The following is a 24,011-nucleotide window of genomic DNA, read 5'->3' on the forward strand; positions in this document are numbered from 1 at the left end:
GTACCGAATCCACGCCCTTTTTTATAGAGATTACTGCCGCTAAATTGGCCAGATATTGTCGATGATGATCTGAAGGGTGCGGTTACCGCGAAACTCGTTGATGTCCAGTTTGTACGCCAGCTCGACCTCGCGCACGCCGTTGTCCGGCCATACCGCCGTGTCAACGTTAAAGGCAATGCCGTCCAGCAGCGGGCCGCCGCCGACCGGCTCAACCATCACCTTCAGATGACGTTCGCCGACGATGCGCTGCTGCAGCAGGCGGAAACGGCCATCGAACAGCGGTTCCGGGAACATCTGCCCCCATGGACCGGCATCGCGGAGCATTTGCGCCACGTCCATCGTCATCTCAAGCGGTGAAAGCTCGCCATCGGACACCACTTCACCCTGCAGCAGGGCCGGGTCAATCCAGTCGGTGACCAGCTCGCCGAACAGGCGCTGAAACTCGTCGAATTTCGCCTCTTCCAGCGACAGGCCTGCCGCCATCGCATGGCCGCCGAACTTGATCATCAGGCCCGGATACAGCGTATCGAGACGCTCCAGCGCGTCGCGCATATGCAGGCCCTGAATCGAGCGGCCAGAGCCTTTCAGCGTGCCGTCGCCCGCGGGGGCGAAGGCGATCACCGGGCGGTGGAAGCGCTCTTTGATGCGCGACGCCAGAATGCCGACCACGCCCTGATGCCACTCGGGATGGTACATTGCCAGGCCGCCCGGCAGCGTATCGCCGCTGCGTTCAAGCTTTTCACACAGGGTCAGCGCTTCGGCCTGCATTCCCTGCTCAATCTCTTTACGTGTCTGGTTCAGGGCGTCCAGCTCGTTGGCCAGCACGCGCGCCTCACCGAGGTTGTCGCACAGCAGCAGCGCGACGCCAACGGACATATCGTCCAGTCTTCCGGCCGCGTTCAGGCGTGGACCGAGGGCAAAGCCCAAATCGCTTGCCGCCAGCTTGAGCGGGTCGCGGTTGGCGATTTCCAGCAGCGCCTTGATCCCCGGACGGCACTTGCCCGCTCGGATACGGCTTAAGCCCTGCCAGGTCAAAATACGGTTATTGGTATCGAGCGGGACCACGTCCGCGACGGTACCCAGCGCCACCAGATCGAGATATTCGGCCAGGTTCGGTGCGGCAATACCGCGGGAGTCGAACCAGCCCTTATCGCGTAATAGGGTACGCAGCGCCAGCATCAGATAAAACGCCACGCCTACGCCCGCGAGGGATTTCGACGGAAAATCACAGTCGCGCAGGTTGGGGTTAATAATCGCGTCGGCGGCAGGCAGCGTTTCACCGGGGAGATGGTGATCGGTAACCAGCACCGGGATCCCCAGCGCGTGGGCATGATCGACCCCCGCATGGGAAGAGATCCCGTTATCGACGGTCATGATCATCTGCGCACCGCGGGCGTGGGCCTGATCGACCACTTCCGGGCTGAGTCCGTAGCCGTCTTCAAAACGGTTCGGCACCAGATACGTGACGTTATCGCAGCCCAGCGCGCGCAGGCTGAGCACGCTCAGCGCGGTGCTGGTTGCGCCGTCGGCGTCGAAATCCCCTACTACCACAATACGCGTGTTCTCACGCAGGGCGTTGTAGAGCATTTCAGTGGCTTTTTCGATGCCGTTCAGCTGCTGCCAGGGCAGCATCCCTTTTACGCTACGTTCAAGATCCTCAGCACGACGCACGCCGCGGCTGGCGTAGAGGCGCTTCAGTAGCGGCGGGAGATCGTCCGGCAAATCAATCGGTTCAACCGCCTCGCGGCGGCGCAATTTTATCGGGGCTTTCACGCGGATTATTTACCACTAACCTGTTTCTGGTGCGCGTCGAGGAACTCTTTCATCTCTTTTGGTCCCTGATAGCCCGGAACGACGTACCCGTTGCTCAGGACAATCGCTGGCGTACCGCTCACGCCAAACTGCACGCCCAGCGCGTAGTGGTTAGCGATATCAATGTCGCAGGAGGCCGGCTTAACGCCTTTGCCGTTCATCGCGTCGTCAAACGCTTTGTTGCGGTCTTTTGCACACCAGATGGCCTTCATGTCCTGCTCCGGCTGGCTCTGCACGCCCGCGCGCGGGAAGGCCAGGTAACGCACGGTAATACCCAGCGCGTTGTAGTCTTTCATCTCTTCATGCAGCTTGTGGCAGTAGCCGCAGGTGATATCGGTGAAGACGGTAATAACGTGTTTTTCCTGCGCCGCCTTATAGACGATCATCTCTTTTTCGAGCGCGTTCAGGTTTTTCATCAGCAGCTGGTTGGTCACGTTGACCGGCTGCGCGCCGCTCACGTCGTACATTGGCCCCTGAATAATGTGTTTACCGTCTTCGGTGACGTACAGCACGCCGCTGTTGGTCAGTACCGTTTTCATCCCGGCGACCGGTGCTGGCTGAATATCGCTGCCGGTGACGCCAAGCTTAGCGAGCGACTGTTTGATAGCGGCGTCGTCAGCATGGGCGAAACCGGTAAAGGAGGCTGCCAGCAGGGTGAATAGCGCGAAACTCTTTTTCATAGTTGATCCTGTTACAATTCGTCGGCACTCACGCACGAGGGTGGTGCTGTTGGTGTAGCTGCCGCAGGCGTTCCGTCGCGACATGGGTGTAAATTTGCGTCGTGGAAAGATCGCTATGTCCCAGCAGCATCTGCACCACGCGTAAATCCGCGCCGTGGTTGAGCAGATGCGTCGCGAAGGCATGACGCAATACGTGCGGCGAAAGCTTTTCACTGTCGATACCGGCCAGTGTGGCGTAATGCTTGATGCGATGCCAGAACGTTTGCCGCGTCATCTGCTGTGCGCGCTGGCTCGGAAACAGAACGTCGATAGACGCGCCGTTGAGCAGCCACGGGCGACCGTGCTCCAGATACGTTTCCAGCCAGTAAACCGCCTCTTCGCCCAGCGGAACCAGCCTTTCCTTGTTTCCTTTACCGATGACGCGCACCACGCCCTGACGCAGGCTGATGTCACTCATCGTCAGGCCAACCAGCTCCGAAACGCGCAGGCCGGTAGCATACAATAGCTCAAGCATGGCTTTATCGCGTAACTCCAGCGGCAGGTCAACAGCCGGTGACTGTAATAATCTCTCAACTTGTGCTTCGCTGAGATCTTTCGGCAGCCGCTGCGGAAGTTTCGGGGATGCCAGCAGCGCGCTGGGATCGTCTTCGCGGATCTTCTCACGGTAGAGATGCTGGAACAGCCGACGCATGGCGCTGAGCAAGCGTGCAGAGCTGGTGGCTTTGTATCCCCCTTCTACACGTTCACCGAGCAGCGCCTGCAGGTCGTCGCTTTGCGCGCTCGCCAGCGAGAGCTGCCGACGGGCCAGCCACTCCACCAGCATGGTAAGATCGCGCCGGTAGGCGCTGAGCGTATTCTCGGCCAGATTTTTTTCCAGCCACAGCGCGTCGAGAAACTGTTCAACGAGTGCGAGATCCTTTTCCACATCAGCCCCTTTGATTCTGCAGTCTGGCCATTATGCCTGATTGTGACCGGTTTCTGGTACACTACGCGCAAAGTCAAAGCATGAATTGAGATAGTTACGCGATGAATATTGGTCTGTTCTATGGTTCCAGCACCTGCTACACCGAAATGGCGGCAGAGAAAATTCGCGACATCATTGGCCCGGAACTGGTGACGTTGCATAACCTGAAAGATGACGCGGTCGCGCTGATGGAACAGTACGATGTGCTGATCCTGGGCATCCCAACCTGGGATTTTGGTGAGATACAGGAAGACTGGGAAGCCATCTGGGATCAACTCGATTCAGTCAATCTCGACGGCAAGATCATTGCCATGTACGGCATGGGAGATCAGCTGGGTTACGGGGAATGGTTCCTGGACGCACTCGGCATGCTGCACGACAAGCTCGCGCCGAAAGGGGTGTCGTTCATCGGCTACTGGCCAACCGAAGGTTACGAGTTCACCAGTAAAAAACCGATTATTGCCGACGGCGAGCTGTTTGTTGGGCTCGCGCTGGATGAAACCAACCAGTACGATCTTAGCGATGAACGTCTGCAAACCTGGTGCGAGCAGATTCTCGGCGAAATGGCAGAAAAGTTTAGCTAACGCGTATTACCCCTGCGTCGTCTGTTGCAATAGCATCCGGCGCAGGTCTCGCCACTCAGCAGCATCCATACTGTCAGCCGCCAGCCACAGATGCTGGCAACGCCCGCCGTCCACCTTGCGTAGCCGTAACATCATGCCGCAGTTGAGCATCCAGGGCATACCGAGAATATCCCACTCTTTTCCCTGCCAGCGCAGGCGGGAATCCATCAGTAACTTGATCTCTCCCTGACGGGCATTAATGCGACGCTGGCTGCGTACGCTGTCAAAAACGACAAACGAAAGTAGCAGCAGCCACAGCGGCGTATAGCTCAGCGGCCACGGCATCAGTAACACAATGGTCGCAACCAGGCCGTGGAGCAATAAAGACATCCACTGCGAGCGCCACGAGACGCGAAGATCAGATTGCCACAGGACCACGTTCCCGATTCCGTGTTTGAATTAATTGCACCATCCGTTGCAACTCGGTGTCGGCGGGTTTGCCGTGGTTCATCAGCCAGTTGAATAAATCCGGATCGTCAGACTCAAGCAGGCGAACAAACAGACGCTTATCGTCGTCGCTTAAGGTGTCATACTCATATTCGAAGAAAGGCATGATGGAAATATCAAGTTCACGCATGCCGCGACGGCACGCCCAGTGAATACGGGCCTTGTTGTTAATATCCATGTTCAGTTTCCTGCATTACGTTTGGCACAGTCGGTACCCCATTCGGTGTTCTTTATTTCTCTACGGGGACACCAGCTAGTGTAACGTGTTTTTGACCGTTTCATTACTGGAATATTGCGATCAACGAGCAGGCTTCCAGAATAATCCCTACAAACACAGCGGATTACACTATTTTGCGTGGCGCTACGCAGAACCGGTTTATGGCACAAATGGCCTGTTGAAAGCGCTTGCATTGCCTGCAGGCTCTTTTACCATTAGGCATTATCAAAGCGTTAAGCAATTCAGGATATCGTTATGGCCTTTACACCATTTTCTCCTCGCCAGCCCGCCGCCTCTGCGCGTCTGCCGCTGACGCTTATTTCTCTTGATGACTGGGCGCTGGCAACGCTCACCGGTGCCGACGCCGAAAAATATCTGCAGGGCCAGGTGACCGCCGACGTCAGCCAGATGACCGAACACCAGCACCTGCTGGCCGCCCATTGCGATCCAAAAGGCAAAATGTGGAGCAACCTGCGTCTGTTCCGCCGTCAGGACGGCTTTGCCTTTATTGAGCGCCGCAGCCTGCGAGACGCCCAGCTCAAAGAGCTGAAAAAATACGCGGTCTTTTCCAAAGTCACCATTGCCGCAGACGACGAACATGTCCTGCTGGGTGTGGCCGGCTTCCAGGCGCGTGCGGCGCTGAAAAACCTGTTCAGCGAACTGCCGGATGCCGAAAAGCAGCTCGTCAGCGAAGGCGCCACCTCAATCCTGTGGTTTGAACACCCGGCGGAGCGTTTCCTGTTAGTCACGGATGCGGCAACTGCCGAACGCGTGACCGAAGCGCTGCGCGGCGAAGCGCAGCTCAACAACAGCCAGCAGTGGCTGGCGCTGAACATCGAAGCGGGTCTGCCGATCATTGACGCTGCAAACAGCGCGCAGTTTATTCCTCAGGCAACGAACCTGCAGGCGCTGGGCGGCATCAGCTTTAAAAAAGGCTGCTACACCGGCCAGGAGATGGTCGCACGAGCAAAATTCCGCGGGGCAAACAAACGCGCGTTATGGACACTTGCGGGCCATGCCAGCCGCGTACCTGAAGCAGGGGAAGATTTAGAGCTGAAGATGGGTGAAAACTGGCGCCGTACCGGCACCGTATTAGCCGCCGTACAGCTGGATGATGGACGTCTTCTGGTGCAGGCCGTTATGAACAACGACATGGAAGCCGACAGCGTGTTCCGCGTGCGTGACGATGTGAACACGCTGAGCATCGAGCCGCTGCCGTATTCTCTGGAAGAGTGATGCTGTATCGCCCGGTGGCGCTGCGCTTACCGGGCCTACTTATCCCGTAGGTCGGGTAAGGCGAAGCCGCCACCCGACGAAAAATTACACCTGCCCCACGTACAAATAAATCGCCAAAAAGTGGCACACGCTGCCGCCCAGCACAAAGCCGTGCCAGATAGCATGGTTGTACGGAATGCGCTTGCAGACGTAGAAAATGACGCCGAGCGAATACACCACGCCGCCTAAGGCCAGAAGCGTTACGCCCCCTATCGACAGTTTGATTGCCAGCTGGTACACCACGATCAGCGACAGCCAGCCCATGGTCAGATAGGTGACCAGCGACAGCACCTTAAACCGGTGCGCGATGGTGAGCTTAAACAGGATCCCGAGCAGCGCCAGGCTCCAGATAACGATCATCAGCCCGCGCGACAGCGGTGAGTTGAGCCCCACCAGCAGAAACGGCGTGTAGGTACCTGCAATGAGAAGGTAGATAGCGCAGTGGTCAAACTTCTTGAGCCACATCTTGGCCCGCTGATGCGGGATCGCGTGATACAGCGTCGAGGCCAGAAACAGCAGGATCATGCTCCCGCCATAGAGGCTGTAGCTGGTAATCGCCATCGCGCTGGCATCGGCGTCTACCGCCTGCACCAGCAATAACACTAAACCGACAATCCCAAACACCAGGCCAATGCCGTGGCTGATGCTGTTGGCTATTTCCTCAGCCAGCGAATATCCCTGTGCGATTAATGGTCTACTCACCATACAAAACTCCGGGAAAACAAAAGATGATTATTCATCGCATCACTATGCTAACTGAGAATGATTCCAGTGAACACCTGTTAGCTAAAATAATTTCACATCAGTGATTTATACCTAAAAATCATAGGTATAAATGAATTTTTCACCTAACATTTGTTCACATTAAAATTTAACCATTAAGAATCAAGAGCATAAAAATGGATCCTGCCGTCTGGCCGCATGTTATGATGGATACATGAGGTCTGAATAAGAGTTATGCCATTGTGAGTATGTTCACCCACTCCGCCATTGCCAGTCTCAATAACCTGGAGATGATGGTCTACAACTATGTCATTAAAAACCGTGACAAAGTCATGTACATGACCATCCGCGAGCTGGCGGATGCGGCGGGTGTCTCGACGACCACTATCCTGCGCTTTTGCCGCAAGCTTAACTGCGAAGGCTACTCGGAGTTTCGCGTGCGCTTTAAGCTCTATCTCGAGCAGAATGAACCCCAGCAGGCGAACTTTGGCGCCAGCGAAATTATCAGCTTCTTTAAAAGCGTAAATAATGAAGAGTTCGACGCGTTATTAGATAATGCGGTCGATATTATTTTATCGTCGGAACGCATTATATTTGTCGGCGCAGGAACGTCAGGCTCGCTGGCAAAATATGGCGCACGTTTCTTTTCTAATATCGGAAAATTCAGTAACCATATTGATGACCCTTATTTCCCGGTCACCAATGACATGGCGAAAAATGCGCTGGCGATTGTGCTCTCCGTCTCGGGTGAGACCGAGGAGATCCTGCGCTTCGCCAGCCAGTTTAGCCTGCATCACTGCAAGGTGCTCTCCATTACCAGCCACGAGCACTCGCGTCTCGCAAAACTGGCGGACTTTAATCTCTCCTGGCACGTTCCCCAGACGCGTATTGCAGGCGTCTACGATATCACCACGCAAATTCCCGTCATCTATATTCTGGAATCTCTCGGCCGTAAGCTGGCGAAGAAACTTGCAGAATAAAACATCCTGTTTTTTTGATGTGACAAATCACATTATGCCCAATTTGTTATATCGTGACATTTAATTTCGCTTTGCTAGACTCGATGCCAATAAGCCATTTATTGAGAATAGCAGCGATGAAAAAATTGACCTTACCAAAAGATTTTTTATGGGGTGGCGCGGTTGCCGCTCACCAGGTTGAAGGCGGCTGGAACAAAGGCGGCAAAGGGCCAAGCATTTGCGACGTATTAACCGGCGGCGCACACGGCGTGCCGCGCGAAATCACGCAGGACGTGGTGCCGGGAAAATACTATCCCAACCATGAAGCGATTGATTTTCACGGCCATTACAAGGAAGACATCAAGCTGTTTGCCGAGATGGGCTTCAAGTGTTTCCGCACCTCGATTGCCTGGACGCGTATCTTCCCGAACGGTGACGAAACGCAGCCAAACGAAGAAGGGCTTAAGTTCTACGACGACATGTTCGATGAGCTGCTGAAATACAACATCGAACCGGTGATCACCCTCTCCCACTTCGAAATGCCGCTGCACCTGGTGAAGGAGTACGGCAGCTGGACCAACCGTAAAGTGGTCGATTTCTTTGTGCGCTTCGCGGAAGTGGTCTTTGAGCGCTACAAAAACAAGGTCAAATACTGGATGACCTTCAACGAAATCAACAACCAGCGTAACTGGCGCGCCCCGCTGTTCGGCTACTGCTGCTCGGGCGTGGTCTATACGGAACATGAAAATCCGGAAGAGACCATGTACCAGGTCCTGCACCACCAGTTTGTGGCCAGCGCCCTGGCGGTGAAAGCCGCGCGCCGCATCAACCCGGAGATGAAAGTCGGCTGCATGCTGGCGATGGTGGCGCTCTATCCGTACTCCTGCAAACCGGAAGACGTGATGTTCGCCCAGGAGTCCATGCGCGAGCGCTACGTCTTTACCGACGTCCAGCTGCGCGGCTACTACCCGTCCTACGTGCTGAACGAATGGGAGCGTCGTGGCTTCTCCATCAAAATGGAAGCGGGTGACGAGCAGATCCTGCGCGAAGGCACCTGCGACTACCTGGGCTTCAGCTACTACATGACCAACGCGGTGAAGGCGGAAGGCGGCACCGGCGATGCCATTTCCGGCTTCGAAGGCAGCGTGCCGAACCCGCACGTGAAGGCGTCCGACTGGGGCTGGCAGATTGACCCGGTGGGCCTGCGCTATTCTCTGTGCGAACTGTACGAGCGTTACCAGAAGCCGCTGTTTATCGTTGAAAACGGCTTCGGTGCCTACGACAAGGTGGAAGAAGACGGCAGCATCAACGATGACTACCGCATCGACTACCTGCGTGCCCACGTGGAGGAGATGATCAAAGCCGTCACCCACGATGGCGTCGATCTGATGGGCTATACGCCATGGGGCTGTATCGACTGCGTGTCGTTCACCACCGGCCAGTACAGCAAGCGCTACGGCTTTATCTACGTGAACAAGCACGACGACGGCACGGGCGACATGTCGCGTTCCCGCAAGAAGAGCTTCGAGTGGTATAAAGGCGTGATTGCCAGCAACGGCGAGGCGCTGTGATTTTTTGCCCGGTGGCACTGCGCTTGCCGGGTCTACACGAACAGTAGGCCCGGTAAGGCGAAGCCGCCACCCGGCTTATTTCCCGCCCGCTAACTCAATAAAACTCCCCGTCACGTACGACGCCTTTTCGCTCAGCAGCCAGACAATCGCCTGGGCGACCTCTTCCGGCTGGCCGCCGCGCTGCATCGGCAGTAACGCTTTCACGCGATCCACTCGCCCCGGTTCTCCGCCGGAAGCATGAATATCGGTATAGATCAGGCCCGGACGGACGCAGTTGACGCGAATGCCCTGCGTCGCCACCTCCAGCGACAGCCCCGTTGTCAGCGAATCCACCGCCCCCTTGGACGCGGCGTAATCCACATATTCCCCCGGTGCGCCCAGGCGGGACGCCGCGGAAGAGACATTCACTATCGCCCCGCCCTTGCCGCCATGTTTGAAGGACATGCGTTTTACCGCTTCCCGGCAGCAGAGGAAGTAGCCCGTGACGTTGGTCGCCAGGACGCGGTTAATGCGCTCGGCGGAGAGATTCTCAATGGTGGATTGCTCAAACAGAATCCCCGCATTATTGACCAGCGCGGTCAGCGGCTCGCCTTCACGATCGAGGCTTTCAAACATCGCCAGCACCTGAGCTTCATCACTGATGTCTGCCCGAACGGCAAAGGCTTTACCGCCCGCCTCAACAATCTGGTTGATCACGTCCGTTGCGGCCTTAATGTTGTGATGATAGTTCACCGCCACGGTGTAGCCTTCGCGGGCCAGCTGCAGCGCAGTGGCCTTCCCTATGCCCCGGCTGGCGCCCGTCACAAGTGCAATGCCCATTTTCTTCTCCCAATAAAAAAGCCGGGTGGCGGCTTCGCCTTACCCGGCCTACGTTACTACATCAGCAATGTTACTGGTATTCGCTCATCGGCACGCAGGAGCAGAACAGGTTACGGTCGCCGTAGACGTCATCGAGACGCTTCACGGTCGGCCAGTATTTGTTCGCCACGCCTGCCGGGAAGACGGCCAGCTCGCGGGAATAGCCGTGGTTCCACTCGGCCACCAGCTCGTGCTGGGTGTGGGGAGCGTTGACCAGCGGGTTATCTTCCAGCGTCCACTCGCCGTCCTGCACGCGGTCAATTTCCATGCGGATGGCCAGCATCGCGTCGATAAAGCGGTCCAGCTCGGCTTTACTTTCGGACTCCGTTGGCTCCACCATCAGCGTGCCCGCAACCGGGAACGACATAGTAGGCGCGTGGAAGCCGTAGTCGATCAGGCGTTTGGCAATATCCAGCTCGCTAATGCCGGTCTGCTCTTTCAGCGGACGAATATCGAGGATGCACTCGTGCGCCACGCGACCGTCGCGGCCGGTATAGAGCACCGGGAAGGCAGACTTCAGGCGGGTCGCAATGTAGTTAGCATTCAGAATTGCCACCCGGCTCGCCTGCTTCAGCCCTTCCGCGCCCATCATGCGGATGTACATCCAGCTGATTGGCAGGATGGAAGCGCTGCCGAACGGTGCCGCAGAGACCGCGCCCTGACGGGTCAGCATGCCTTCGATCTGCACAACGCTGTGGCCTGGGACAAACGGTGCCAGGTGCGCCTTCACGCCGATTGGGCCCATGCCCGGGCCGCCACCGCCGTGCGGGATGCAGAAGGTTTTGTGCAGGTTAAGGTGCGACACGTCCGCGCCGATAAAGCCCGGAGAGGTAATGCCCACCTGCGCGTTCATGTTCGCGCCATCGAGGTATACCTGACCGCCGAACTGGTGCACCACTTCGCACACTTCACGGATGGTCTCTTCGTACACGCCGTGGGTGGACGGATAGGTCACCATGATGCAGGAGAGCTTGTCGCCCGCCTGTTCGGCTTTCGCGCGCAGGTCAGCCAGGTCGATGTTGCCGTTCTTATCGCATGCGACCACCACGACTTCCATGCCCGCCATCTGGGCTGAGGCCGGGTTGGTGCCGTGGGCGGAGCTTGGGATCAGGCAGATATCGCGATGGCCTTCGTTACGGCTTTCGTGATAGTGACGGATCGCCAGCAGGCCGGCATATTCACCCTGCGCGCCGGAGTTCGGCTGCATGCAGAGCGCGTCGTAACCGGTCAGCTTCACCAGCCAGTCGGAAAGCTGGTTAATCATCACGTGATAACCTTCCGCCTGCTCCGGCGGGCAGAACGGGTGCAGCTCGGAGAATTCAGGCCAGGTGATCGGGATCATCTCTGCCGCGGCATTCAGCTTCATGGTGCAGGATCCCAGCGGGATCATCGCCTGGTTCAGCGCCAGATCCTTGCGCTCCAGAGAGTGCATGTAACGCATCATCTCGGTCTCGCTGTGGTAGCGATTGAAGACCGGGTGCGTCAGGATGGCGTCGTTACGCAGCATGCTGTCCTGAATGGAGCGGCTGTCGAGCGCAACTTCTTTGTCGAGCGCATCAATGTCCAGACCGTGCGCGTCACCCAGCAGCACGCTGAACAGGTTCAGAATATCGTTGCGGGTGGTGCTTTCATCCAGCGTAATGCCGACGGCGTTGTGGATGTCGCTGCGCAGGTTGATCTTTGCCGCGTCCGCACGCGCCAGCACGGCGGCTTTGTCCGCCACGTCCACGCACAGGGTATCGAAGTAGTGGGCATGGCGCAGCTTAAGACCATTTTGCTGCAGGCCGCAGGCCAGGATATCGGCCAGGCGGTGAATGCGGCTGGCAATGCGTTTCAGGCCTGCCGGGCCGTGGAATACGGCGTACAGGCTGGCGATGTTTGCCAGCAGAACCTGCGAGGTACAGATGTTGGAGTTCGCTTTCTCGCGGCGGATATGCTGCTCGCGGGTCTGCATCGCCATGCGCAGCGCGGTGTTACCGGCAGCATCTTTGGAGACGCCGATAATACGGCCTGGCATGGAACGTTTGAATTCATCTTTCGCGCCGAAGAACGCCGCGTGCGGGCCGCCGTAGCCCATCGGTACGCCGAAGCGCTGCGCAGAGCCGAATACGATATCCGCGCCCTGTTTGCCCGGGGCCGTCAGCAGCACCAGCGCCATAAAATCGGCGGCAACGCTGACAACCACCTTGCGGGATTTCAGCTCGGCAATCAGCGCGCCGTAGTCGTGCACTTCGCCGGTGGTGCCCACCTGCTGCAGCAGCACGCCGAAGACGTCCTGGTGATCCAGCACTTTGTCAGCGTCATCGACGATCACGTCAAAGCCGAAGGTTTCCGCACGGGTGCGCACCACGTCCAGCGTCTGCGGATGCACGTCCGCCGCCACGAAGAAGCGGTTGGCATTTTTCAGCTTGCTCACGCGCTTCGCCATCGCCATCGCTTCGGCGGCGGCGGTCGCTTCATCCAGCAGAGACGCGGAGGCGATATCCATACCGGTCAGATCCAGCGTTACCTGCTGGAAGTTCAGCAGCGCTTCCAGACGACCCTGGGACACTTCTGGCTGATACGGCGTATAGGCGGTGTACCAGCCCGGGTTTTCCAGCATGTTGCGCAGGATCACCGGCGGCAACTGCACGTTGGTGTAGCCCATGCCAATGTAAGACTTATAGCGCTTGTTCAGGCCGGCGATAGCCTTCAGCTCCGCCAGCGCGGCGAACTCCGTGGTGGCTTCCCCCACCTGAGGCGGCGTGGCAAGCTGGATGTCTTTTGGCACAATCTGGCCGATCAATGCGTTTAATGAATCCGCGCCAACCGTCTTCAGCATCTCCTGCTGTTGCTGAGCATCCGGCCCAATGTGACGTTCAATGAAGGCGCCACGGTTTTCAAGCTGGCTTAAAGTCTGTGTCATGAGCGATGGTTCCTGAAACGTGCAGTGAATCGTAGTTATCTGTAACGCTGTTGCCCGGTGGCGCTAACGCTTACCGGGCCTACGTTGATCTCCAGGCCGGATAAGCGCAGCGCCATCCGGCACAACGTTATTCGTCTTCCAGTAGTGCTTCGTATGCGGTCGCATCCAGCAGCGCGGCAACCTGGGATTCGTCGCTGGCTTTGATCTTGAAGATCCAGCCGCCTTCATAAGGCTCGCTGTTGACCAGCTCAGGGGAGTCGCTCAGCGCGTCGTTGACCGCAACAATCTCACCGCTTACCGGTGCGTAGATGTCTGATGCCGCTTTTACGGACTCCGCCACGGCGCAGTCGTCGCCCGCGCTCACGGTCGTGCCCACGTCAGGCAGGTCAACAAACACCATGTCGCCCAGCAGCTCCTGCGCGTGCTCGGTGATCCCGACGGTGTAAGTGCCGTCCGCCTCTTTACGCAGCCACTCGTGTTCTTTGCTGTATTTCAGTTCTGCTGGCACATTGCTCATTGAAGTTCTCCTGATAAAAATAGTTAGGCGACCGGCTTACCGGCGCGAACAAAAATCGGTTTGGTTACGTTGACCGGCATTTCGCGGTTGCGGATTTGCACCACCGCCGTTTCGCCAATGCCCGCCGGCACGCGTGCCAGTGCAATACTGTAGCCCAGCGTCGGTGAGAAGGTTCCGCTGGTGATCACGCCTTCGCGAGGATTGCCGTCAGCATCGGTAAAACGTACAGGCAGCTCGCCGCGCAGCACGCCTTTTTCCTTCATCACCAGGCCAACCAGCTGTTCAGTGCCCTTCTCGCGCTGCATCTCCAGCGCTTCACGGCCAATAAAGTCACGGTCAGCCGGTTCCCACGCGATGGTCCAGCCCATGTTGGCGGCCAGCGGAGAGACGCCTTCGTCCATCTCCTGACCGTAGAGGTTCATGCCCGCTTCCAGACGCAGCGTATCGCGCGCGCCCAGGCCCGCAGGCTTCACGCCCGCCTCCACCAGCGCACGCCAGAAATCAGCGGCCTTTTCGTTCGGCATCGCAATTTCGTAGCCCGCTTCACCGGTGTAGCCGGTGGTGGCGATAAACAGATCCCCCGCCTGCACGCCGAAGAACGGCTTCATGCCTTCGGTGGCTTTACGTTGCTCATCGTTGAACAGAGACGCGGCTTTCGCCTGCGCGTTAGGCCCCTGCACGGCGATCAGCGACAGGTCATCACGGACGGTGATGTCGATGGCATACGGTTCGGCGTGTTGGGTGATCCAGGAGAGGTCTTTTTCGCGGGTGGCGGAGTTTACAACGAGGCGGAAGAAATCTTCGGTGAAGTAGTAGACGATAAGGTCATCAATCACGCCGCCCGAGGCATTCAGCATGCCGGTATAGAGCGCTTTACCCGGCGTCTTCAGTTTGGCGACGTCGTTTGCCAGCAGATAACGCAAAAACTCCCGGGTGCGGCTACCGCGCAGATCGACAATCGTCATGTGGGACACGTCGAACATACCGGCATCGGTGCGCACCGCGTGGTGCTCATCAATCTGCGAGCCGTAGTGCAGCGGCATCATCCAGCCGTGGAAGTCCACCATGCGGGCGCCGCACAACACGTGTTGTTCGTACAAAGGAGTCTGTTGAGCCATCTTGTCCTCGTTGAAAAATTCACCGTGAAACCCGGTATCGGCCCCGCGTTCGGGCACCGACGCAAACGTTCTCTTTTACCTGAACTTACCACCGAAAACGGCGGTTAACCATAAGGCAAAACAGGTCATCACATTAGCTTATGACCAAAAAACGCTGAAAAGCCTACAGAGTTATCCACTGGAAAAATGCGATTAACCCCGCACAAAATTAACAATGATCTAACAGGATTTAGCACATGGTGATATTTCGTGCGGAAAAACGGGCCGAATTTCCGTAACGAGAAAAACACGACATTAGATTATCTAATGCGAAAAATGACGTGAAATTAGAATATTTCAAACGAGGGAATTTCCCCGGCGCAGAGGCCGGGAAAAGAAAGTGTGACAGGGGTCTACATTAACGCAGCCAGTCCGGGAGGTCGTTCAGACCCATCGCCTGACGGAGGAGTTGGGGTTTAACACCCGGAAGGGTGTCAGCAAGCTTAAGGCCGATGTCGCGCAGCAATTTCTTCGCCGGATTTGACCCGGCAAACAGCTCGCGGAAGCCCTGCATACCCGCCAGCATCATTGCCGCGCTGTGCTTGCGGCTGCGCTCGTAGCGACGCAGGTAGAGATGCTGGCCGATATCTTTGCCTTCACGATGCAGGCGACGCAGCTCTTCTACCAGCTCCGCCGCGTCCATAAAACCAAGGTTGACGCCCTGCCCGGCCAGCGGATGGATGGTATGCGCCGCATCGCCCACCAGCGCCAGACGGTGCGCCGCAAACTGGCGCGCGTAGCGGCCGGTTAACGGGAACACCTGACGCTCGCTTTCAAGCGTGCACAGGCCAAGGCGGTTATCAAAGGCCACGCACAGCGCCTGGTTAAAGGCCTCCGGCGTCGCCTCATGCATCTGCTGGGCTTTTTCCGGCACCAGGGACCAGACAATTGAGCACAGGTGCGGATCGGCAAGCGGCAGGAACGCCAGTATGCCATCGTTGTGGAAAATCTGGCGCGCGACGCCGCCGTGCGGCTCTTCGGTACGGATCGTCGCGACCAGAGCATGATGGCGGTAATCCCAGTACGTCAGCGGGATATCGGCTTTATTACGCAGCCAGGAGTTGGCACCGTCAGCACCGACCACCAGACGCGCGGTCAGCATGTCGCCACTCTGCAGGGTGATAAACGCCTCGTTTTCGCCCCACGCCACCTGCTGGATCTGCGCAGGCGCAATCAGCGTCACGTCGCTGCACTGCTGTGCTTTCTGCCACAGCGCGTGGTGGATCACCGCGTTTTCAACGATGTGCCCCAGATGGCTATAGCCCATGCTTTCATCATCAAAAGCAATATGACCAAAGCTGTCTTTATCCCACACTTCCATGCCGTGATAGCAGCTGGCACGGTGTGCCACAATATCTGACCAGACGCCAAGGTGCGTCAGCAGCTTTTCGCTGGCCGCATTGATCGCCGAGACGCGGAGTTCCGGCGGCGCATCCGGTGCAACGGGCTGAGGCTGCTTTTGCTCCAGCACCGCCACGCGCAGGCCGCTGCCCTGTAACCCGCAGGCCAATGCCAGTCCAACCATTCCGCCGCCAACGATGGCGACATCAACATTTTGCACGGTGATAACTCCTTAACGCGCGACCCAACCCAGGGTCCGCTGCGCCAGCACGTCACGTGCCGGAATGAATAATTCCATCGCCATCAGCCCAAGGTTGCGACCCGCAACCAGCGGTGCCCAGCGATTGGCAAAAAGATGAACCAGACCATCGGTCACACCGATGGTGGCCTCTTTATCCGCCTGTCGGCGCTTCTGGTAATGACTCAGCACCGAATAGGCCCCACAGTCTTTTTGCTCGCCCCACGCCTGCGCCAGAGATTCGGCCAGGCTCATGACATCGCGTAAGCCAAGGTTGAAACCTTGCCCCGCGATGGGGTGCAGCGTCTGCGCAGCGTTACCGACAAGCGCCAGACGATGGGAGACAGACTGAGACGCCGTGGTCAGCGAAAGCGGGTAGACCGTCCGCTTGCCGGCATGGGTAATACGCCCCAGCCGCCAGCCAAAGGCTTTCTGCAGCTCGGTACAAAAACGTTCGTCGGACCAGGCCTTAACCTCTTCCGCCTTATCCTGCGGGTGACACCAGACCAGGGAACAGCGCCCGTCCGACATCGGCAGCATCGCCAGCGGGCCATGCTGCGTAAAGCGCTCAAAGGCCCTGCCGTTGTGGTCAGCTGCGGTAGCGACGTTCGCAATGACCGCCACCTGCCCGTAAGGCTGCTGGCGCCACTCCACGCCACACTGGGTGCCGAGCGACGAGCGCGAACCGTCCGCAGCGACCAGAAGCTGGCCTTCAAGGACGGTGCCGCTTTCCAGGGTCACGCTGACCGACGCGTCACTCCGGCTCACGCTGGCCACGCGCGCGGGACAATGCAGCGTGACGCCCGGCGCGTCCTGGAGCAGGCGGAACAGACGCAATCCGACGTCGTGCAGCTCAACAACCTGACCCAGGGCATCAATACGGTAATCCTGCGCCTCCAGCGTGACAAAGCCTGCATGTCCGCGATCGCTGACGTGCACGGTCCCGATCGCCGTGGCGCGGTCGGCTATCGCCTGCCAGATACCAATGCGCGCAAGCTGCTGGCAGGTGCCCTGCGCCAGCGCAATGGCGCGGGCATCAAAACCAGGGTGGTTTGACGCCTCTGGCGCAACGGCTTCTACCAGGTGCACCGGAAGCTGGCCCTGCGTCATATGCGAAATGGCCAGCGCCAGCGTGGCCCCGGTCATGCCGCCGCCCACGATAATCACGCTCATGCGCGTGCCGCTGCCATCAGCGCCTCGATATCGTCAGCGTTTTTCACGACGCTGGCGGTCAGGTTTTCGTTACCGGTTTCGGTAATCACGATATCGTCTTCAATACGAATGCCAATCCCGCGGTATTCTTCTGGCACGTCGGCATCCGGCGCGATGTAGAGACCCGGCTCCACGGTTAACACCATGCCCGGCTCCAGCACGCGCGAACGGTCGGTGCCGTATGCGCCAACGTCATGCACGTCCAGCCCCAGCCAGTGGCTCAGGCCGTGCATGAAATACGGTCGATGCGCATTTTCAGCAATCAGGGTGTCGACATCCCCTTTCAGGATCCCGAGCCTGACCAGACCGGTAATCATGATGCGCACCACTTCGCCGGTCACTTCCTGCATGGAAGTCCCCGGACGATACAGTTTGAGCGCTGTCTCAAGGGATTCGAGAACAATGTCGTAAATCGCGCGCTGTGCCGGCGAGAATTTGCCGTTCACCGGGAAGGTACGGGTGATGTCCCCCGCATAGCCCTGATATTCGCAACCGGCGTCAATCAGCACCAGATCGCCGTCGCGCAGCGCACTTTCGTTTTCGGTGTAGTGCAGAATGCAGCCGTTTTCCCCGCCGCCGACAATGGTGTTGTAGGAGGGATAGCGCGCGCCGTGGCGGTTAAATTCGAGGTGAATTTCGCCCTCCAGCTGGTATTCGAACAGCCCGGGACGGCATTTCTCCATGGCGCGGGTGTGTGCCAGCGCGCTGATTTCGCCCGCGCGGCGCATCACATTTAGCTCTTCCTCAGACTTGAACAGGCGCATCTCATGCACCACCGGACGCCAGTCCGTCAGCGTGGCCGGTGCGGACAGGTTCTGGCGCGAGCCTTTGCGCAGCTTATCCAGCGCCGTGAAGACAATCTCATCGGCGTAGGCATATTCGCCCTGCGCGTGATAGAGCACGTCGAGGCCGTTAAGCAGCTGGTAGAGTTGCTGGTTGATTTCGCTAAACGCCAGCGCCCGGTCAACGCCCAGCGTCGCCGGCGCGGCCTCCTGGCCCAGGCGGCGGCCAAACCAGATTTCGGCCGTCAGGTCGCGCACGCGGTTGAATATCACGCTGTGGTTGTGGGTGTCATTGCTTTTAATCAGCACCAGTACCGCTTCCGGCTCGTTAAAGCCGGTGAAGTACCAGAAATCGCTGCTCTGGCGATAGGGATATTCGCTGTCAGCGCTGCGCGTCACTTCAGGCGCAGCAAAAATTAGCGCGGCGCTGCCCGGCTGCATTTTCGCCAGCAGCGCCTGACGGCGGCGCGAATACTCTTGACTCGAGATAACCATGACACCCTCCTGTGCGTTATTTTTCTTAATGTAAGGTTGGCTTACGAACTTCCGGTGCGGTCGGCTGTGAGCGCGTAAAGTTGTCGTGGCACAGCAGTGCCGCCACGCGCACGTACTCGATGATCTCTTCGAGAGACATTTCCAGCTCTTCCTGGTCTTCGTCTTCATCGTAGCCAAGCTGGGCAATGTTGCGCAGGTCGTCGATCGCCTCACCCGCTTCGCCGGTCACTTTATCCAGTTTAGGCTGCGTGACGCCCAGCCCCAGCAGATAGTGGTTTACCCAGCCGGCCAGCGCATCGGCGCGATCGAACACGCTGACGTCGTCGCCGTCAGGCAGATAAAGCTGAAAAAGGAAGCCATCGTCTTCCAGCGAATCGCTGATGGCGGCGTGCATTTTACGCAGCGCTTCCGCCAGCTCGTGACCAAACGCCAGCCCTTCATTCGTGAGGTCGTGGATCAGCGGCTGCCAGGAGCTGTCGCTGTTTCCGCCGCACAGCATGCCACTGATCAGACCGTGCATTTCGGCAGGGGTTAAACCGACTCCCTGCTGGTTCAGTAACTGGTTTAAATCCTTGTAACCAGGCATTTCGTTCTGTATAGACATGCGCATTCGTCATCATTGGGGGGAAGTTTCATGATATGCTACCACTTTGGACCCTGGTGATACCAGAAAAGGGCTTGTATCTTCACATCAGGGTAGCTATAGTGTCGCCCCTTCGCAGCCCCCGGGGCAGTAAGCGAAGGCAGCGCAGTCAATCAGCAGGAAGGTGGCATGTCTGCACAACCCGTCGATCTCCAGATTTTTGGCCGTTCACTGCGAGTGAATTGTCCGCCTGAACAAAGGGATGCTTTGAATCAGGCTGCGGACGATTTGAATCAGCGGTTGCAAGATCTAAAAGAACGCACTAGAGTCACAAATACTGAGCAGCTGGTTTTCATCGCCGCGTTGAACATCAGCTATGAACTGACTCAGGAAAAAGCGAAGACCCGCGACTACGCGGCAAGCATGGAGCAGCGCATAAAAATGCTCCAGCAGACCATAGAACAAGCATTGCTTGATCAAGGTCGCAATCCCGAAAGACCGGGACCCAAGTTTGAATAACACTTCTCAGTTGACTATGGTAGAGTAACTGTGAAGACAAAATTTCTCTGAGATGTTCGCAAGCGGGCCAGTCCCCTGAGCCGATATTTCATACCACAAGAATGTGGCGCTCCATGGTTGGTGAGCATGCTCGGTCCGTCCGAGAAGCCTTAAAACTATGACGACACATTCACCTTGAACCAAGGGTTCAAGGGTTACAGCCTGCGGCGGCATCTCGGAGATTCCCTCTCTTTTCTTCTACCGACTACCATGACTCAATTCCCTGAAGTTTCAGCTTCACGCCAGGACATTCGTCAGCTCATTCGTCAACGCCGTCGTGCGTTAACCCCAGAACAGCAAGCGCATTTTGCCCAGCAGGCCGCCGCCCGTATGATGGCGTATCCCCCTGTCGTGATGGCGCGCACGGTTGCCCTGTTTCTGTCGTTTGACGGCGAACTGGACACCCAACCGCTGATAGAGCAGCTCTGGCGCGCCGGGAAGAAGGTATACCTGCCGGTGCTGCACCCGTTCAGCGAAGGCAATCTGCTTTTTTTGCACTATCACCCGCACAGCGAGCTGGTGGTGAATCGTCTGAAAATCACCGAGCCGAAACTCGATGTGCGCGACGTGCTGCCGCTGTCACAGCTGGATGTGCTGATTACGCCGCTGGTGGCGTTTGATGAGCAGGGACAGCGCCTGGGAATGGGCGGTGGTTTTTACGACAGAACGCTACAAAACTGGCAGCAGTATGGGTTGCAGCCGGTAGGCTACGCGCATGATTGCCAGGGCGTGGAGGCGTTGCCGGTGGAGAAATGGGATGTGCCGTTACCGGCGGTGGTGACGCCCAGCAAAATCTGGGTCTGGTAGGATAAAGCCGGGTGGCGGCTGCGCCTTACCCGGCCTACGTAAATCCTCAAACATTGTAGGTCGGGTAAGCGTAAGCCCCCCCCGACACCACAGACCGCACCATCAGTAAAGCAGACGCGCGCGAATCGTCCCCGGAATGGCCTTCATGCTCAGCAACGCTTTCTCGGCCACATCGTCATCCGCTTCGATATCAATGACCACATAGCCCATCTGCGAGTTGGTCTGCAGATACTGCGCGGCGATGTTGACGCTCTGCTCAGCAAAGATCTGGTTAATGGCAGTCAGCACGCCTGGACGGTTTTCGTGAATATGCAGCAGACGACGACCGCCGTGCAGCGGCAGAGACACTTCCGGGAAGTTCACCGCAGAGAGCGTAGAACCGTTGTCGGAGTATTTGCTCAGCTTACCTGCCACTTCCAGACCGATATTCTCCTGCGCTTCCTGCGTAGACCCACCGATGTGTGGCGTCAGGATCACGTTGTCGAACTCGCACAGCGGAGAGGTGAACGGATCGCTGTTGGTGGCGGGCTCCGTTGGGAAAACGTCGATGGCCGCCCCTGCCAGATGCTTACGCTTCAGCGCATCGCACAGCGCAGGGATATCGACCACCGTGCCGCGCGCGGCGTTAATCAGCAGTGAGCCCGGCTTCATCAGCGCCAGCTCTTCTGCGCCCATCATGTTTTTGGTGGAGGCATTTTCCGGCACGTGCAGGCTTACCACGTCACTCATGTTCAGCAGGTCAGACAGGTGTTGAACCTGGGTGGCATTGCCTAAAGGCAGCTTGCTTTCGATATCGTAAAAATAGACATGCATACCGAGAGATTCCGCCAGAATCCCCAGCTGGGTACCGATGTGACCATAGCCGATGATACCCAGTTTTTTCCCACGGGCTTCGTAGGAGCCCGCAGCCAGTTTGTTCCAGACGCCGCGGTGTGCTTTAGCGTTAGCCTCCGGAATGCCGCGCAGGAGCAGCAGCAGTTCGCCAATCACCAGCTCCGCCACGGAACGGGTGTTAGAGAACGGGGCGTTGAAGACAGGAATACCGCGTTTCGCAGCAGCATTCAGGTCAACCTGGTTGGTACCGATGCAGAAGCAGCCGATAGCCACCAGCTTTTCCGCCGCGGCAATCACATCTTCAGTCAGGTGAGTACGGGATCGCAGGCCAATGAAGTGGGCATCACGGATGGACGCTTTCAGCTCTTCGGTATCAAGCGCGCCTTTGTGAAATTCGATGTTGGTGTAACCTGCCGCACGAAGGCTATCGATTGCTTTTTGATGCACGCCCTCGACCAGCAGGAATTTAATCTTGTCTTTCTCCAGTGATACCTTTGCCATTTACCCGACCCTGTTTTTGTCTGAACTGATGTTGTGCTGGATATAAATCCGCTGTAGCCAACATATCAAAAAAAACTATTGCAGCAATATGAACGTTTGCGTCAGTACGCTGAAGGAAAGTCATACAGCGCAAAATGGCAGAGGAAAATGCTATGGAAATTTACAAACGCGGAAGGATCGGCAAAAGAGGCATAAAAACGTGACACAAGTCACCGAATTTAGCGTTTCAAAAATTTTTTAGCGGGGGGAGGACTCCCCCCGTCAGATCATTTTACGATGGTTTTCACGCCGTCAGCGGTGCCGATCAGCGCCACATCCGCGCCACGGTTGGCGAATAGCCCTACGGTCACTACGCCTGGAATGCCGTTGATGGCGTTTTCCAGCGCAATCGCGTCAAGAATTTCCAGACCGTGAACGTCGAGGATCACGTTGCCGTTGTCGGTCACTACGCCCTGACGATATTCCGGACGACCGCCCAGCTTGACCAGCTGACGGGCAACCGCGCTGCGGGCCATCGGGATCACTTCAACCGGCAGCGGGAAATTCCCCAGAATGTCCACCTGCTTGGAGGCGTCGGCGATGCAGATAAACTTGTCCGCAACGGAGGCGATGATTTTTTCGCGCGTCAGCGCCGCGCCGCCGCCTTTGATCATCTGCATGTGGCCGTTGATTTCATCCGCGCCATCAACGTAAATCCCCAGACGATCCACTTCGTTAAGATCGAAAACGGTAATGCCGAGGCTTTTCAGCTTTTCCGTGGAAGCATCAGAGCTGGAAACCGCGCCCTCGATCTGCCCCTTCATCGTGCCCAGCGCATCGATAAAGTGTGCCGCGGTTGATCCCGTACCGACACCGACAATGGTACCCGGCTGTACGTACTGGAGAGCGGCCCATCCTACTGCTTTTTTCAGTTCATCCTGCGTCATGATCGTTTTGCCTGTGGTGTGAAAACTCAGGGCGCATTATAGAACACGTCGAATGGAATTCGTCTGCCACAAAGGGAAAATTGTGTCATAGTGCAGAATAAGCAAAATTAAGGAGCCAGCCAGAGCAATGAAACGTCCGGACTACAGAACACTACAGGCACTTGATGCAGTTATTCGTGAACGAGGCTTTGAGCGCGCGGCGCAAAAGCTTTGCATCACGCAGTCCGCCGTCTCTCAGCGTATCAAACAGCTTGAAAACATGTTCGGCCAGCCGCTGCTGGTGCGTACCGTGCCGCCACGTCCAACAGAGCAAGGGCAAAAGCTCCTCGCTCTGCTGCGTCAGGTTGAACTGCTGGAAGACGAGTGGCTGGGTGACGAACAAACGGGCTCTACGCCGCTGCTGCTCTCTCTGGCGGTCAACGCCGACAGTCTGGCAACCTGGCTGCTGCCGGCCCTGGCGCCGGTCCTCGCGGACTCCCCTATCCGCCTGAATTTGCAGGTTGAAGACGAAACCCGCACCCAGGAACGCCTGCGTCGCGGTGAAGTGGTTGGGGCGGTCAGTATTCAGCCTCAGGCGCTGCCAAGCTGCCTTGTCGATCAGTTAGGCGCCCTGGACTACCTGTTTGTGGGTTCAAAAGCCTTTGCGGAACGCTACTTCCCCAACGGCGTCACCCGCGCGGCGCTGCTGAAAGCCCCTGCCGTGGCCTTCGACCATCTGGACGATATGCATCAGGCGTTCCTGCAGCAAAACTTCGACCTGCCGCCGGGCAGCGTGCCGTGCCATATCGTGAACTCGTCAGAAGCCTTCGTGCAGCTTGCACGCCAGGGCACGACCTGCTGCATGATCCCGCACCTGCAGATTGAGAAAGAGTTGAAAAGCGGTGAGCTGATTGACTTAACGCCGGGGCTGTATCAGCGTCGGATGCTCTACTGGCACCGTTTTGCGCCGGAAAGCCGCATGATGCGCAACGTCACTGACGCGCTGCTGGCGTACGGGCATAAGGTATTGAGACAGGATTAAAAAGA

General features: G+C 57.5%; 23 protein-coding genes and 1 other RNA gene. 8 read left to right on the forward strand and 16 right to left on the reverse strand.

Annotated elements, in window-relative coordinates:
• Positions 1-39: 39 nt before the first annotated feature.
• The 3 genes from recJ to xerD are packed head-to-tail and all read right to left on the reverse strand — an operon-like array spanning position 40 to position 3,417.
• Positions 40-1,773 carry a single-stranded-DNA-specific exonuclease RecJ gene (recJ, locus tag B498_RS19055; RefSeq protein WP_008499707.1) on the reverse strand — a complete coding sequence of 578 codons (1,734 nt, stop codon included), beginning with the start codon at positions 1,771-1,773 and terminating at the stop codon, positions 40-42.
• A gap of 5 nt (positions 1,774-1,778) precedes the next feature.
• On the reverse strand, positions 1,779-2,492 hold the full coding sequence (dsbC, locus tag B498_RS19050) for a bifunctional protein-disulfide isomerase/oxidoreductase DsbC (protein ID WP_008499708.1): 714 nt from the start codon (positions 2,490-2,492) through the stop codon (positions 1,779-1,781).
• A 28-nt stretch (positions 2,493-2,520) separates the two neighbouring features.
• Positions 2,521-3,417 (reverse strand): site-specific tyrosine recombinase XerD, encoded by an 897-nt coding sequence (gene xerD / locus B498_RS19045; RefSeq protein WP_008499709.1) that lies wholly within the window; start codon positions 3,415-3,417, stop codon positions 2,521-2,523.
• A 101-nt stretch (positions 3,418-3,518) separates the two neighbouring features.
• Here xerD and fldB point away from each other — a divergent pair, with 101 nt between their 5' ends.
• Complete coding sequence (fldB, locus tag B498_RS19040; protein ID WP_008499710.1) at positions 3,519-4,040, forward strand: flavodoxin FldB; 522 nt, start codon at positions 3,519-3,521, stop codon at positions 4,038-4,040.
• 6 nt (positions 4,041-4,046) lie between these two features.
• On the opposite strand, the gene B498_RS19035 is transcribed toward fldB, so the two are convergent.
• Both B498_RS19035 and sdhE read right to left on the reverse strand, forming a co-directional pair.
• Positions 4,047-4,457, reverse strand: coding sequence for a protein YgfX (locus tag B498_RS19035; RefSeq protein WP_008499711.1), 411 nt, complete (start codon positions 4,455-4,457; stop codon positions 4,047-4,049).
• Positions 4,438-4,704 carry an FAD assembly factor SdhE gene (sdhE, locus tag B498_RS19030; RefSeq protein WP_006178375.1) on the reverse strand — a complete coding sequence of 89 codons (267 nt, stop codon included), beginning with the start codon at positions 4,702-4,704 and terminating at the stop codon, positions 4,438-4,440. Before sdhE ends, B498_RS19035 begins: the two co-directional genes overlap by 20 nt.
• 294 nt (positions 4,705-4,998) lie before the next feature.
• On the opposite strand from sdhE, the gene ygfZ reads away from it, so the two are divergent.
• Entirely contained in the window at positions 4,999-5,979 is a 981-nt protein-coding gene (gene ygfZ / locus B498_RS19025) for a tRNA-modifying protein YgfZ (protein ID WP_008499712.1), read from the forward strand.
• Between the two features lie 84 nt (positions 5,980-6,063).
• On the opposite strand, the gene trhA is transcribed toward ygfZ, so the two are convergent.
• Complete coding sequence (gene trhA, locus B498_RS19020; protein WP_008499713.1) at positions 6,064-6,723, reverse strand: PAQR family membrane homeostasis protein TrhA; 660 nt, start codon at positions 6,721-6,723, stop codon at positions 6,064-6,066.
• 266 nt (positions 6,724-6,989) lie between these two features.
• Here trhA and B498_RS19015 point away from each other — a divergent pair, with 266 nt between their 5' ends.
• Both B498_RS19015 and bglA read left to right on the forward strand, forming a co-directional pair.
• Positions 6,990-7,721 (forward strand): MurR/RpiR family transcriptional regulator, encoded by a 732-nt coding sequence (locus B498_RS19015; protein ID WP_008499714.1) that lies wholly within the window; start codon positions 6,990-6,992, stop codon positions 7,719-7,721.
• Positions 7,722-7,837: 116 nt separating this feature from the next.
• Complete coding sequence (gene bglA / locus B498_RS19010; RefSeq protein WP_008499715.1) at positions 7,838-9,271, forward strand: 6-phospho-beta-glucosidase BglA; 1,434 nt, start codon at positions 7,838-7,840, stop codon at positions 9,269-9,271.
• Between the two features lie 75 nt (positions 9,272-9,346).
• Here the strand turns inward: bglA and B498_RS19005 are convergent, their stop codons facing one another.
• The 8 genes from B498_RS19005 to B498_RS18970 form a co-directional block, all read right to left on the reverse strand.
• A complete protein-coding gene (locus B498_RS19005; protein WP_008499716.1) occupies positions 9,347-10,090 on the reverse strand; it encodes an SDR family oxidoreductase in 744 nt (247 codons plus the stop codon).
• A 70-nt stretch (positions 10,091-10,160) separates the two neighbouring features.
• Positions 10,161-13,034 (reverse strand): aminomethyl-transferring glycine dehydrogenase, encoded by a 2,874-nt coding sequence (gene gcvP, locus B498_RS19000; protein WP_008499717.1) that lies wholly within the window; start codon positions 13,032-13,034, stop codon positions 10,161-10,163.
• Between the two features lie 127 nt (positions 13,035-13,161).
• Positions 13,162-13,551 carry a glycine cleavage system protein GcvH gene (gene gcvH / locus B498_RS18995; RefSeq protein WP_008499718.1) on the reverse strand — a complete coding sequence of 130 codons (390 nt, stop codon included), beginning with the start codon at positions 13,549-13,551 and terminating at the stop codon, positions 13,162-13,164.
• A gap of 23 nt (positions 13,552-13,574) precedes the next feature.
• Complete coding sequence (gcvT, locus tag B498_RS18990; protein ID WP_008499719.1) at positions 13,575-14,669, reverse strand: glycine cleavage system aminomethyltransferase GcvT; 1,095 nt, start codon at positions 14,667-14,669, stop codon at positions 13,575-13,577.
• Between the two features lie 397 nt (positions 14,670-15,066).
• Positions 15,067-16,269: an FAD-dependent 2-octaprenylphenol hydroxylase gene (gene ubiI, locus B498_RS18985; RefSeq protein WP_008499720.1), complete on the reverse strand. Its 1,203-nt coding sequence runs from the start codon at positions 16,267-16,269 to the stop codon at positions 15,067-15,069.
• Between the two features lie 12 nt (positions 16,270-16,281).
• Positions 16,282-17,460, reverse strand: a complete 1,179-nt coding sequence (gene ubiH, locus B498_RS18980; protein WP_008499721.1) for a 2-octaprenyl-6-methoxyphenyl hydroxylase — start codon at positions 17,458-17,460, stop codon at positions 16,282-16,284.
• Positions 17,457-18,770 carry a Xaa-Pro aminopeptidase gene (gene pepP, locus B498_RS18975; RefSeq protein WP_085930285.1) on the reverse strand — a complete coding sequence of 438 codons (1,314 nt, stop codon included), beginning with the start codon at positions 18,768-18,770 and terminating at the stop codon, positions 17,457-17,459. The genes ubiH and pepP overlap by 4 nt, the downstream gene beginning before the upstream one ends.
• Positions 18,771-18,801: 31 nt before the next feature.
• Entirely contained in the window at positions 18,802-19,380 is a 579-nt protein-coding gene (locus B498_RS18970; RefSeq protein WP_025912457.1) for a YecA family protein, read from the reverse strand.
• A gap of 168 nt (positions 19,381-19,548) precedes the next feature.
• Between B498_RS18970 and zapA the strand changes: the two genes are divergently transcribed.
• From zapA to B498_RS0121170, 3 genes are all read left to right on the forward strand, one after another.
• A complete protein-coding gene (gene zapA / locus B498_RS18965) occupies positions 19,549-19,878 on the forward strand; it encodes a cell division protein ZapA (protein ID WP_006811891.1) in 330 nt (109 codons plus the stop codon).
• A 41-nt stretch (positions 19,879-19,919) separates the two neighbouring features.
• Positions 19,920-20,103, forward strand: a non-coding RNA gene (gene ssrS / locus B498_RS21995) — 6S RNA.
• 24 nt (positions 20,104-20,127) lie between these two features.
• The gene (locus B498_RS0121170; RefSeq protein WP_025912458.1) at positions 20,128-20,724 is read left to right on the forward strand and encodes a 5-formyltetrahydrofolate cyclo-ligase; all 597 of its coding nucleotides are present in this window, start codon (positions 20,128-20,130) and stop codon (positions 20,722-20,724) included.
• A gap of 102 nt (positions 20,725-20,826) precedes the next feature.
• Here B498_RS0121170 and serA read toward each other — a convergent pair whose 3' ends face one another.
• Positions 20,827-22,059, reverse strand: coding sequence for a phosphoglycerate dehydrogenase (serA, locus tag B498_RS18960; protein WP_008499726.1), 1,233 nt, complete (start codon positions 22,057-22,059; stop codon positions 20,827-20,829).
• Positions 22,060-22,325: 266 nt separating this feature from the next.
• Positions 22,326-22,985, reverse strand: a complete 660-nt coding sequence (gene rpiA, locus B498_RS18955; protein ID WP_003860091.1) for a ribose-5-phosphate isomerase RpiA — start codon at positions 22,983-22,985, stop codon at positions 22,326-22,328.
• 127 nt (positions 22,986-23,112) lie between these two features.
• Between rpiA and argP the strand changes: the two genes are divergently transcribed.
• Positions 23,113-24,006 carry a DNA-binding transcriptional regulator ArgP gene (gene argP / locus B498_RS18950; protein WP_008499727.1) on the forward strand — a complete coding sequence of 298 codons (894 nt, stop codon included), beginning with the start codon at positions 23,113-23,115 and terminating at the stop codon, positions 24,004-24,006.
• The last annotated feature ends 5 nt before the right edge of the window (positions 24,007-24,011 follow it).

Origin of the sequence: Enterobacter sp. SST3 (genome assembly GCF_000286655.1) — a bacterium.
Classification (GTDB): Bacteria; Pseudomonadota; Gammaproteobacteria; order Enterobacterales; family Enterobacteriaceae; genus Enterobacter; species Enterobacter roggenkampii.

What these genes read in the sequence shown, in the direction of transcription:
- dsbC (WP_008499708.1), bottom strand. Translation starts at nt 2,492, where the DNA reads ATGAAAAAGAGTTTCGCGCTATTCACCCTGCTGGCAGCCTCCTTTACC.
- fldB (WP_008499710.1), top strand. Translation starts at nt 3,519, where the DNA reads ATGAATATTGGTCTGTTCTATGGTTCCAGCACCTGCTACACCGAAATG.
- sdhE (WP_006178375.1), bottom strand. Translation starts at nt 4,704, where the DNA reads ATGGATATTAACAACAAGGCCCGTATTCACTGGGCGTGCCGTCGCGGC.
- ygfZ (WP_008499712.1), top strand. Translation starts at nt 4,999, where the DNA reads ATGGCCTTTACACCATTTTCTCCTCGCCAGCCCGCCGCCTCTGCGCGT.
- trhA (WP_008499713.1), bottom strand. Translation starts at nt 6,723, where the DNA reads ATGGTGAGTAGACCATTAATCGCACAGGGATATTCGCTGGCTGAGGAA.
- B498_RS19015 (WP_008499714.1), top strand. Translation starts at nt 6,990, where the DNA reads ATGTTCACCCACTCCGCCATTGCCAGTCTCAATAACCTGGAGATGATG.
- bglA (WP_008499715.1), top strand. Translation starts at nt 7,838, where the DNA reads ATGAAAAAATTGACCTTACCAAAAGATTTTTTATGGGGTGGCGCGGTT.
- B498_RS19005 (WP_008499716.1), bottom strand. Translation starts at nt 10,090, where the DNA reads ATGGGCATTGCACTTGTGACGGGCGCCAGCCGGGGCATAGGGAAGGCC.
- gcvP (WP_008499717.1), bottom strand. Translation starts at nt 13,034, where the DNA reads ATGACACAGACTTTAAGCCAGCTTGAAAACCGTGGCGCCTTCATTGAA.
- gcvH (WP_008499718.1), bottom strand. Translation starts at nt 13,551, where the DNA reads ATGAGCAATGTGCCAGCAGAACTGAAATACAGCAAAGAACACGAGTGG.
- gcvT (WP_008499719.1), bottom strand. Translation starts at nt 14,669, where the DNA reads ATGGCTCAACAGACTCCTTTGTACGAACAACACGTGTTGTGCGGCGCC.
- ubiH (WP_008499721.1), bottom strand. Translation starts at nt 17,460, where the DNA reads ATGAGCGTGATTATCGTGGGCGGCGGCATGACCGGGGCCACGCTGGCG.
- B498_RS18970 (WP_025912457.1), bottom strand. Translation starts at nt 19,380, where the DNA reads ATGTCTATACAGAACGAAATGCCTGGTTACAAGGATTTAAACCAGTTA.
- zapA (WP_006811891.1), top strand. Translation starts at nt 19,549, where the DNA reads ATGTCTGCACAACCCGTCGATCTCCAGATTTTTGGCCGTTCACTGCGA.
- B498_RS0121170 (WP_025912458.1), top strand. Translation starts at nt 20,128, where the DNA reads ATGACTCAATTCCCTGAAGTTTCAGCTTCACGCCAGGACATTCGTCAG.
- serA (WP_008499726.1), bottom strand. Translation starts at nt 22,059, where the DNA reads ATGGCAAAGGTATCACTGGAGAAAGACAAGATTAAATTCCTGCTGGTC.
- rpiA (WP_003860091.1), bottom strand. Translation starts at nt 22,985, where the DNA reads ATGACGCAGGATGAACTGAAAAAAGCAGTAGGATGGGCCGCTCTCCAG.
- argP (WP_008499727.1), top strand. Translation starts at nt 23,113, where the DNA reads ATGAAACGTCCGGACTACAGAACACTACAGGCACTTGATGCAGTTATT.